The organism is Streptomyces orinoci, from assembly GCF_003121295.1.
In the GTDB taxonomy this organism is placed as follows: Bacteria; Actinomycetota; Actinomycetes; order Streptomycetales; family Streptomycetaceae; genus Streptomyces; species Streptomyces orinoci.
This window is the reverse complement of record NZ_PHNC01000024.1, coordinates 1-8,588: the sequence shown is the minus strand read 5'-3', so window position 1 is coordinate 8,588 and position 8,588 is coordinate 1. Positions and strand designations below refer to the sequence as shown.

Here is an 8,588-nt window from a genome sequence, read left to right as displayed (position 1 = left end):
TTCTGCGCCGGCCACCGGTACCGGCACCGCTGATCCCGTTGCGCGCCGCACTATGGGGGCGCGTAGCGTCGCTCGCCTACGCCTGCCTGCCTCCGTACGCCCATGAGTTGTACGGGCGCCCCGCGCCCCCGCCCGCCGAGACCAGCCGCCGCCTGCGCACCACCGGCACCCTGCTGCGCCGCATCCCCAGCACCATCCGCTGGCAACTGCCGCCGAAACACATCCTCACCGCGGTGGCCAGACTGGGACCCGGCAGTCGGCCGTCGCCCTACAAGCTGCAACTACCGCCCGCCATACTTGAAGAGCCGGGGGAGGCTGAGCGAATCGACGGGGGCGGCGGCGCGGGATGGCGGAGACCAGGCTGATCCAGGGCCGTTACCAGCTGCTCGACCGGATCGGGCGGGGCGGCATGGGAGAGGTGTGGCGCGCCCGCGACGAGTCCCTGGGCCGCCAGGTGGCCGTCAAATGCCTCAAGCCCCTGGGCCCCCGCCATGAGAACTCCTATCTGCGGGTGCTGCGCGAACGCTTCCGCCGCGAGGCCCGGGTGGCGGCCTCCCTCCAGCACCGGGGCGTCACCGTGGTGCATGACTTCGGCGAGCACGAGGGTGTGCTGTTCCTCGTCATGGAGCTGCTCGACGGCCGCAACCTCAGCCAGTTGCTGGAGGACAACAAGCAACACCCGCTGCCGGTACCCGAAGTGGCCGAGATCGCCGACCAGGTCGGCGCCGCCCTGGCCTACACCCACCGGCAGGGCATCGTGCACCGCGATCTCAAACCGGCCAACATCATGCGGCTCAACGACGGCACCGTGAAGATATGCGACTTCGGCATAGCGCGCCTGGGCCATGACATCGGCTTCACCGCCCGGCTCACCGGCGGCGGCGTCGCCATGGGCACTCCGCACTATATGTCGCCCGAGCAGATCGCCGCCGGGAGCGTGGACCACCGCAGCGACCTGTACTCACTGGGCTGTGTGCTCTATGAAATGGCCACCGGGGTACCGCCGTTCGACATGGACGACGCCTGGTCGGTGCTGGTCGGCCACCGGGACACCGCGCCGCGCCCACCGAGTGAGCTACGGCCGGAACTGTCCTCGCCGCTGGAGCGGGTGATCCTGGACCTGCTGGCCAAGAACCCCGATGACCGCCCGGAGGACGCGGCCGAACTGGTCCGCCGGGTCGCCGAGGCACGCCGCGCGGAGGCCGTCCTTCCGCAGGTACCGCAGCCGCCGGTCCGGGCCGCCGAGCCCCGGCTGCCCGCCTGGGCAAGGGAGATGACCACCGGCTCCAAGGCGGTGGGCACCGAGCCACCGGCCCCCGTGCCGCCGGACCCCGCTGCCGCCCTCACCGGCTCCTGGACCGCGGGCACCCACCGCCCGGCGCGTGGCGGCGGCGGAACCGAACGCCCCCCGCCGCCCGCCACCCTGCTCACCGACCTCACCCTGCGGCAGGACCAGGCGCTGCGGCTGTGCGGGGAGGGCCGCTGGTCCGAGGCGGGCGAGCTACAGCGGTCGGCGCTCGCCGAACGCCAACGGCTGCTGGGCGCCGACCATCCGGACACCCTGGCCGCCCGCCATGACCTCGCCGCCACCCTCGGCCGGCTCGGCCACTTCGACGAGGCACTGCGCGAGTACGCCCGCACCACCGACGGACGCTCCCGCACCCTGGGCCCCGATCACCCCGACACCCTGGCCGCCCGCCAGGAGTCCGCCCATGTACTGGGGCGGCTGGGCCGGCACTTCGAGGCCCGCGAGGTGTACGCGGCCGTACTCGCCGCCCGGGAACGCACCCAGGGCCCCGACCACCCCGCCACCCTGCGCTGCGGCCACAACCTGGCCTTCAGCCTGGGCCGACTGGGCCGCCTGGAGGACTCCTACCGGATGGCCCTGGAAATCGCCGCCGCCCGTTGCCGGGTGCTGGGTGCCGACCATCCCGACACCCTGGTCACCCGCTGCGAAGTCGCCCATGTCCTCGCCCTGTTGGAACGGCGGCGCGACGCCCTGCGCATCTACCGCGAGGTGGCCGCGGCCCGCTCCCGGGTGCTGGGCGCCGACCATCCCGACACCCTGGCCGCCCGCTATGAGGCGGGCATCTGCCTGGGCCGGCTGGGCCGGGCCGCCGAAGCGCTGGACATCTTCCGCACCCTGGTCGAGGACCGCTCCCGCCTGCTGGGGCCCGCCCACCCGGACACCTTGCGCGCCCGGCACGCGGTGGGCGTCAACCTGGGCCGGCTGCACCGCTGGGAGGAGGCGCTCACCGAGGCCCGCGATGTCTTCGCCATCCGGGCCCGGGTGCTGGGTGCCGACCACCCCGAAACCCTGGTCAGCCGGCGGGAGGTGGCGGTCGGCCTGGGCTGGCTGGGCCGCTGGCCGGATGCGCTGGCCGTCTATCGCGATGTCGCCCAGGCCCGCCAGCGCGTCCTGGGCGCCGACCATCCCGACGCCCTGGCCAGCCGCAATGACGAGGCGCACTGCCTGGAACAACTCGGCCGCTCCGCGGAAGCGGTGGAACTGTACCGGCAGGTGGCGGCGCTCCGGCACAGCCGTATCACCGCCCGGGAACGGTCGGTCTAGCACGGGTGGATACCCTGCCCGTATGCCTGCTGCTCTTGTGATCGGTATCGACCCGCGCACCATCCCCGGCATGGACGGGGAGGCTTTCCTTGCCTTGCTCAATGCCGAGTTGGCCCGCTTCGCCGGGCTCGGCGTCGAGGCATCCATGACCCTGATCACCGTTGACGAGTCCGCCGAGCCCACCATGGTGGCGGCGCTGGCCGAACGGGCCTGGGATGTGGTGGTGATCGGCGGCGGCATCCGCAAGCCGGAGCCTCTTCTTCCGCTCTTCGAGCAGACGGTGAACCTGGTGCGGCGGCACGCACCGCAGGCGGCGATCGCCTTCAACACCAGCGGCGGCGACACGGTGGAGGCGGCACGGCGCTGGCTGTAGCCGCTCCTTGGTCACCTGCCCGAAACACGTCTGCGGCAGACTCCAGCCATGAAGATCGAACAGACGCCGTGGGCCGACCCCGACGCCTCGCTGCTCCGCTCCCGCCAGCGGGTGGAGATAGCGGAGATATATGGAACTCCCGACAGCGAGCCTGGAGTTCCCCCCTCCGAAGCGGACATCACGGTCTTCCTGCTGGCCCGCTCGGACGAGGGAATTCCGGTCGGCTGCGGGGGCCTTCGCGAGCTCGGGGGAGGGGTCGGCGAGATCAAGCGGATGTATGTCGCCCCGGCGTGGCGGGGTTCCGGCGCGGCGGAACGCATTCTGCGCGCCCTTGAGGACTGGGCGCGCTCCTCCGGCTGGACCGCCCTCCGCCTGGAAACGGGCGACCGCCAGCCGGCCGCGGTGCGCTTCTATACCCGTGCCGGGTACCGCCCCATCCCCAACTTCGGTGCGTACGCGGACATTCCGGCGTCCCGCTGCTTCGAGAGGGTGCTCTAGGGATCTCTGGGTTTGTGTGTCGTTGTGCGGGCTGCACGTGGCTGATCACGCCCACGCGGCGGAGCCGCATGACGCAGCTGCCCCGCGCGCCTGAGGGGGCGCCCGCCCGACTGTGGTGGGAATCCTTTGCCCCGCTAGCCCGTTCCGCAAAGGTTTCCCACCTCTGAGCGTGGGCTGACAGGCCCCTGCCCGATCAACTCCGGCTGAGCCGGTCCAGGAAGTGCTGCCAGGCGGCGGGGTGGAAGGTGAGGGTCGCCCGGCGGGCGGGGTCCTTGGTGTCGCGTATGGCGTGATGGCCGGTGGGGAGGGTGGCGTGCTCGACGCAGGCGTTGTCGGTGCCGCTGTGGCTGCTCTTGTGCCATATCGGCACTTCTGCGGACGTCATGACCCGATTTCCTCGATGAGTGCGCCGATGAACCGCCGGGAACTGGAGGGGGACAGCGCGGCGGCTGTCAACTCCTCCCATGCGCGTGTGTACGCATGGACATCAGATTGCTGTTCCAGCAACGTACCACCGGTCATGTGCTCCAGCCACACGACATCAATGGACGATTCACCGCGAAAAGTGAAGAGGCTGAAGGCCCCGAACTGGTCGATGGGGAACTTGGCCTTGAGCGGCAGCACTTGAAGCGTGACATTGGGATGACGGCTGACCTCGTCGAGGTGCCGTAGCTGCTCCCTCTTGAGCGTGCGCGAAGACATGAGCCGATGGAAAGCGGGTTCGTCAACGACCACGCGGAAGGCGAATCCTCCGGGATCGTCCAGCAGTTGCTTGCGCCTGAGCCGTGTCTCAACGAGCGCTTCCAGGCGCCCCGCAGGTGCCCGAGCGGCGAACAACTCGCGCATATATGCCTCGGTTTGCAGAATCCCCGGAATGAGCGCCGGCTCGTACACCCGGATCACGTCCGAGTCCGCCTCCAAGGTGAGGTAATCCCGCAACGTATCGTGAATCAACGGCCCCTGCGAAGACCACCAATCCACCTTGTGGATGTCCCGAGCCAACTGCTTGAGGCCCTGGCGATAGCTCTCATCGGTCACCCCGTACCGATCGAGCAGCAACGTCAAATCGATCTGCCGAATCCCCCGCTTCCCATTCTCGATCTGCGAAATCTTCGGCTGCCCGCACTCCAGCAACTCCGCGACCTGCGACACCTTGAGGTCGTTGGCGACGCGCAGTCGCCGGAGTTCATTGCCGAGCCGCTTGCTCCGCATCGTCGGCATGTCGCTCTGAGCCATGACCCGCATGATGGCCCACCGCAACCCGCTCCGCGCCGCTTGCGCTCCCATTCACTCGATAGTGAAGCATCTGCCGGGAATACTTGCCTCAGTGATGTCCCGGGATCCAGGATCGCGTCCGTTGCCGAACAACGGAGGGGACATGGCAGACCACCGGTTCGCCCTGGAACTGGTCCTGGGACCGGCCGAACTGTCCAGCGTGCGCCATATCGCCCGCGCACAGCTCGACCACTGGGGCTGGGGTGCGGCCGATGACGCCCTGACGATCGTCAACGAGCTGCTGACCAACGTCGTTGACCATGTCCCCGGCCGCTGGTGCTCGCTGCGGATGCGGTGCGAGGAAGCGACACTGCACATCCAAGTCGCGGACGCCTGGCCCCGCCTGCCCGTCAGAAGGCCCGCCGACTCCCACAGCACCGCGGGCCGTGGCCTGGCCCTGATCGACGAACTCACCGGACAGCGCTGGCGGGTGGTGCCCGGACCCCACGGCGGCAAGGAAATCCACTGCCTGCTGGGCGCGCGGTGCGAGGACTGCTCGGAGGTCAATGCGTCGCGGCGTCCGATCAGGAACAGCGCACTGTGAGGGCCCGCCACCCCGGGCGGTCTTGGTCCCCGCGACCGATGTGCGTAAGCGCATGACGCCATAACCTCAGCACATGACGACAGTTGACTCTCGCCGCAGCAGCCCCCGCAGCCCCGAGCAACGCAAGCGCGAAGCGCTGGAACGCCTCGTGCGGGACAACGATGTATGGGTCGCCACGGCCGACGCCAATGGCGAGCCCTGTCTGGTTCCGCTGGCCTTCTGGTGGGACGGCGAGACGGTCTGGCTGGCCACCCGTGACACCAACCCCACCGGCCGCAACCTGTGTTCCTCCGGCCGCGTCCGGCTCTCCTTCGGCCATACCCGGGATGTGGTCCTGGTCCATGGCACCGCACGGATGTGGACCCGCGAGCAGCTTCCCCCCGGCGTCGGCGACGCCTTCGCCGCCAAGGACGGCTGGGACCCCCGCAAGGACCACCCCTCCTATGTCTTCTTCCAGGTCACCCCGCAGGTGCTCCAGGCATGGGGAACGGTTCCCGAGATGGCCGGGCGCACCCTGATGCGCGAGGGGAAGTGGCTGGTCTAGCCGGGGTTCAGAGCGAAGGCTCGCGAGAGCCGTCCCGCTGCCGCCGGTAATGGCGCGCCACCCGCGCCCGGTTGCCGCACTTCGCCGAGACGCACCAGCGGCGCCGGGGGTGGGCGGGCAGGAAGAGCATCACACAGCCGTCGGCCTCGCACTCCTTCACCCTCTCGAAGGCAGGGTCGGTGAGCAGATCCGCCGCCGACTGCGCCAGCACCGCTGCCAGGCGTATGCCCAACCGGCCCGGACGGCGCGGGGTGATGGTGACCGCCGTGCCGTCCCAGTGCAGCTCGGGAACCGAAGGAGCCGCCCCCATGGCCTGGTTGAGGCCGCGCAAGGCGCTCGCCGGGGGACGGGCGCCGCGCATAAGCGCCCGTACGGCGGCTTCGGTGTGATCACGGACGGCATGGACCGGTGCGAGGTCGGCGCGCTGCGGCGCAGTACCGTCACCGGCCGCTCCGGCCAGCCGAGCCCCCTGCAAGTCCAGCCAGCGAGCCAGCAGTTGGGCAGTGGCCAGCAGGTCCTTGCGACCCTCAAGGCCCGCTGGGCGGGTATTGAGCAGGTCCAGGGCCAGCTGCTCGCCCACCAGGGGTTCGGTGTCCTCACCAGTCATGTGACTAATGCTACGCGATTGCGTTGACGCGTTAGGTTGGGTGCCGTAGAACTAATGCTTCTTTGGTCATAGGAGGCATGTGGTCATGACGTCCGCCGTACTACCCCGCACCCTGCACCGCTCCATCGACATCGACGGTGTGCGGGTCTTCTACCGCGAATCGCAGCCGCAACGGGCGGACGCGCCGGTGCTGCTCCTGCTGCATGGATTCCCTTCGGCCTCGCACCAGTTCCGCAGGCTGATCGACGCGCTGGGCACCGACTACCGGCTGATCGCGCCCGATTACCCGGGCTTCGGCAACACCGAGGCCCCGGCCGGCTTCGACTATTCCTTCGACCGGCTGGCCGATATCACCGAGGGGTTCGTCAAGGCCATCGGGCTCACCCGCTTTGTGATGTATGTCTTCGACTTCGGTGCCCCGGTGGGCTTCCGGCTGGCGCTGCGGCATCCGGAATGGATAGCGGGGCTGGTCGTCCAGAACGGCAATGCGTATACCGAGGGGCTGTCGGCGGCCGCCCGGGATTTCATCGCGCTGACTCCGGAGACTCCCGGTTCGGCAGATACCATTCGCGGCCTGCTGACCCTGGCCGGGACCCGGAGTCAGTATCTGGGTGGCACCACCGACCCGGAGCTGATAGCTCCGGATGGCTGGGTGCTGGATCAGTACTTCCTGGACCAGCCGGGGCGCAAGGAGGCCCAACTGGCGCTGGCCTACGACTATCACCGCAATGTGGCCGCCTATCCCGAGTGGCAGGCGTGGCTGCGTGAGCACACCCCGCCCACGCTGATCACCTGGGGCACCGGTGACCCCTTCTTCACCGAGGCCGGCGCCCGTGCCTATCTGCGCGATCTGCCGGAGGCGGAGCTGCACTTGTTCGCCACCGGGCACTTCGCCCTGGAGGAGAAGCTGCCGGAGATCGCACCGCTGGTGGCCGGTTTTCTGGACCGTCTCCAGTCCGCCGCGCCCACGCGGCGGAGCCGCACCTAGAACTCCGAGTTGGCGAACCAGAGTTCCAGGAGTTCCCGGTCACCGCGCACATCGAAGGCGTCCGCCTCGCGGTTGAGGCGGCCGTACAGCAGCAGGAGCAGGTCGGCCGCGGCCCCCTCCACGGTCGCATCGGCCGGTTCCGCCGCCGCGCCCCGCTCAACCGTGAATCCGTCCGGCCGCAAGCGGATCAGCCAGTTGGCGCCGGTGTCCGTGCAGCGGAAACCAATGGTTTCGCCGTCGCCGCGCAGCTTGGCCACCTTGGGGGCGAAGAAAGTGGCGTAGGGAAGGTTGACCAGGAACTCGTCCACCCCGTCCGTGGCCAGATCGCGGCCGATGACGGGCCGCAGGCCGAGGGCGAGTTCGGCGTCGGCACGGTGCACCAGGGTTTCGAAGAGCATGCGCCGGATCCAGAACCTGGCGTGCTGGTCGGCGCCCCAGGCCCACATCGGGGTGTCCGGGCCGGTGGAGGTGAAGGCGTTGGCGGCCTCGGTCGCGCTGTCCGCCAGCCAGTCCGGATAGCCGTCCTCGGCCGCCGGCAGCCGCAGGTCCACCTCGCGGCTGCGCGGCGGTTCCTGGACGCGCCCGCGCAGCAGGACGGCGAACCAGCGCTGCACGCTGCCGGTGTGCCGGATGAGGTCGGTCAGCGTCCAGCCCGGGCAGCCGGGCACTTCGGTGGTCCGGTCGGCGTTCCGGACCAGGTCCACAAATCTGGCGGTCTCCACCGCGATGGCGTCCGCATGCTCCGAGGGCCTCACTTGTGCGCTCCCGCTGGTCGTGGGGCCCGGCTCCGGTCAGCCGGGCGCTCCCACACGCATCATGTCACCAGGTGCCGGGCCGCTTGGTGGCTGTGGAGCGCGTATACGCGCGGATCGCCTACATAGATGCCGGCCCAGTCGCCGAGGGTGCGGAGCCCGGCCGGGCTGTAGCCGGTCAGCAGACGGAAGTCGCGGATGAGATGGGACTGGTCGGTGTAATCGCATCTCGCGGCGGCTTCGGCCCAGGAGGGCGGGCGGGTGCCGCGCATAAGGGCCATGACGCGCTGTAACCGGGCGATGCGGCCCAGGGTCTTGGGGGAGAGCCCGACCTCCTGACGGAAGCGGGCGGTCAAGTGCTGCCGGGACCAGCCCACTTCGTCTGCCAGCGCGCTGATGGGCGCGGCCGCCGGCCCGGTCAGCCGTCGCCAGACC

The 8,588-nt window shown here is 69.8% G+C and carries 11 protein-coding genes and 1 pseudogene; 7 read left to right on the top strand and 5 right to left on the bottom strand.

Annotation, left to right across the window (positions count from 1 at the left end; all coding sequences use genetic code 11):
• The 4 genes and pseudogenes from CV755_RS14495 to CV755_RS14480 form a co-directional block, all read left to right on the top strand.
• Nucleotides 1-365, top strand: a pseudogene (locus CV755_RS14495) (oxygenase MpaB family protein); the annotation flags it as partial.
• Nucleotides 347-2,572, top strand: coding sequence for a serine/threonine-protein kinase (locus CV755_RS14490; protein WP_109280655.1), 2,226 nt, complete (start codon nucleotides 347-349; stop codon nucleotides 2,570-2,572). The pseudogene CV755_RS14495 and the gene CV755_RS14490, both read left to right, overlap by 19 nt.
• Nucleotides 2,573-2,594: 22 nt before the next feature.
• Nucleotides 2,595-2,945, top strand: coding sequence for a hypothetical protein (locus tag CV755_RS14485; protein ID WP_109280654.1), 351 nt, complete (start codon nucleotides 2,595-2,597; stop codon nucleotides 2,943-2,945).
• A 48-nt stretch (nucleotides 2,946-2,993) separates the two neighbouring features.
• Nucleotides 2,994-3,443 (top strand): GNAT family N-acetyltransferase, encoded by a 450-nt coding sequence (locus tag CV755_RS14480; protein WP_109280653.1) that lies wholly within the window; start codon nucleotides 2,994-2,996, stop codon nucleotides 3,441-3,443.
• Between the two features lie 193 nt (nucleotides 3,444-3,636).
• Here the strand turns inward: CV755_RS14480 and CV755_RS14475 are convergent, their stop codons facing one another.
• Both CV755_RS14475 and CV755_RS14470 read right to left on the bottom strand, forming a co-directional pair.
• The gene (locus CV755_RS14475; protein ID WP_109280652.1) at nucleotides 3,637-3,828 is read right to left on the bottom strand and encodes a DUF397 domain-containing protein; all 192 of its coding nucleotides are present in this window, start codon (nucleotides 3,826-3,828) and stop codon (nucleotides 3,637-3,639) included.
• Nucleotides 3,825-4,679, bottom strand: a complete 855-nt coding sequence (locus CV755_RS14470; RefSeq protein ID WP_109280656.1) for a helix-turn-helix domain-containing protein — start codon at nucleotides 4,677-4,679, stop codon at nucleotides 3,825-3,827. Before CV755_RS14470 ends, CV755_RS14475 begins: the two co-directional genes overlap by 4 nt.
• A 142-nt stretch (nucleotides 4,680-4,821) precedes the next feature.
• On the opposite strand from CV755_RS14470, the gene CV755_RS14465 reads away from it, so the two are divergent.
• Together CV755_RS14465 and CV755_RS14460 are read left to right on the top strand one after the other, a co-directional pair.
• Nucleotides 4,822-5,262: an ATP-binding protein gene (locus tag CV755_RS14465; protein ID WP_109280651.1), complete on the top strand. Its 441-nt coding sequence runs from the start codon at nucleotides 4,822-4,824 to the stop codon at nucleotides 5,260-5,262.
• Between the two features lie 73 nt (nucleotides 5,263-5,335).
• A complete protein-coding gene (locus tag CV755_RS14460; protein ID WP_109280650.1) occupies nucleotides 5,336-5,806 on the top strand; it encodes a pyridoxamine 5'-phosphate oxidase family protein in 471 nt (156 codons plus the stop codon).
• Between the two features lie 7 nt (nucleotides 5,807-5,813).
• Here the strand turns inward: CV755_RS14460 and CV755_RS14455 are convergent, their stop codons facing one another.
• Nucleotides 5,814-6,413: a CGNR zinc finger domain-containing protein gene (locus CV755_RS14455; protein WP_109280649.1), complete on the bottom strand. Its 600-nt coding sequence runs from the start codon at nucleotides 6,411-6,413 to the stop codon at nucleotides 5,814-5,816.
• Nucleotides 6,414-6,498: 85 nt separating this feature from the next.
• On the opposite strand from CV755_RS14455, the gene CV755_RS14450 reads away from it, so the two are divergent.
• On the top strand, nucleotides 6,499-7,401 hold the full coding sequence (locus CV755_RS14450; RefSeq protein WP_109280648.1) for an alpha/beta fold hydrolase: 903 nt from the start codon (nucleotides 6,499-6,501) through the stop codon (nucleotides 7,399-7,401).
• On the opposite strand, the gene CV755_RS14445 is transcribed toward CV755_RS14450, so the two are convergent.
• Nucleotides 7,398-8,156, bottom strand: a complete 759-nt coding sequence (locus CV755_RS14445) for a maleylpyruvate isomerase family mycothiol-dependent enzyme (RefSeq protein WP_109280647.1) — start codon at nucleotides 8,154-8,156, stop codon at nucleotides 7,398-7,400. The two genes, CV755_RS14450 and CV755_RS14445, sit on opposite strands and share 4 nt — an antisense overlap.
• Before the next feature lie 59 nt (nucleotides 8,157-8,215).
• On the bottom strand, nucleotides 8,216-8,588 hold a 373-nt coding region (locus tag CV755_RS14440; protein WP_153068672.1), incomplete at its 5' end, for a helix-turn-helix domain-containing protein.

What these genes read in the sequence shown, in the direction of transcription:
- CV755_RS14490 (WP_109280655.1), top strand. Translation starts at nt 347, where the DNA reads ATGGCGGAGACCAGGCTGATCCAGGGCCGTTACCAGCTGCTCGACCGG.
- CV755_RS14485 (WP_109280654.1), top strand. Translation starts at nt 2,595, where the DNA reads ATGCCTGCTGCTCTTGTGATCGGTATCGACCCGCGCACCATCCCCGGC.
- CV755_RS14480 (WP_109280653.1), top strand. Translation starts at nt 2,994, where the DNA reads ATGAAGATCGAACAGACGCCGTGGGCCGACCCCGACGCCTCGCTGCTC.
- CV755_RS14475 (WP_109280652.1), bottom strand. Translation starts at nt 3,828, where the DNA reads ATGACGTCCGCAGAAGTGCCGATATGGCACAAGAGCAGCCACAGCGGC.
- CV755_RS14470 (WP_109280656.1), bottom strand. Translation starts at nt 4,679, where the DNA reads ATGGCTCAGAGCGACATGCCGACGATGCGGAGCAAGCGGCTCGGCAAT.
- CV755_RS14465 (WP_109280651.1), top strand. Translation starts at nt 4,822, where the DNA reads ATGGCAGACCACCGGTTCGCCCTGGAACTGGTCCTGGGACCGGCCGAA.
- CV755_RS14460 (WP_109280650.1), top strand. Translation starts at nt 5,336, where the DNA reads ATGACGACAGTTGACTCTCGCCGCAGCAGCCCCCGCAGCCCCGAGCAA.
- CV755_RS14455 (WP_109280649.1), bottom strand. Translation starts at nt 6,413, where the DNA reads ATGACTGGTGAGGACACCGAACCCCTGGTGGGCGAGCAGCTGGCCCTG.
- CV755_RS14450 (WP_109280648.1), top strand. Translation starts at nt 6,499, where the DNA reads ATGACGTCCGCCGTACTACCCCGCACCCTGCACCGCTCCATCGACATC.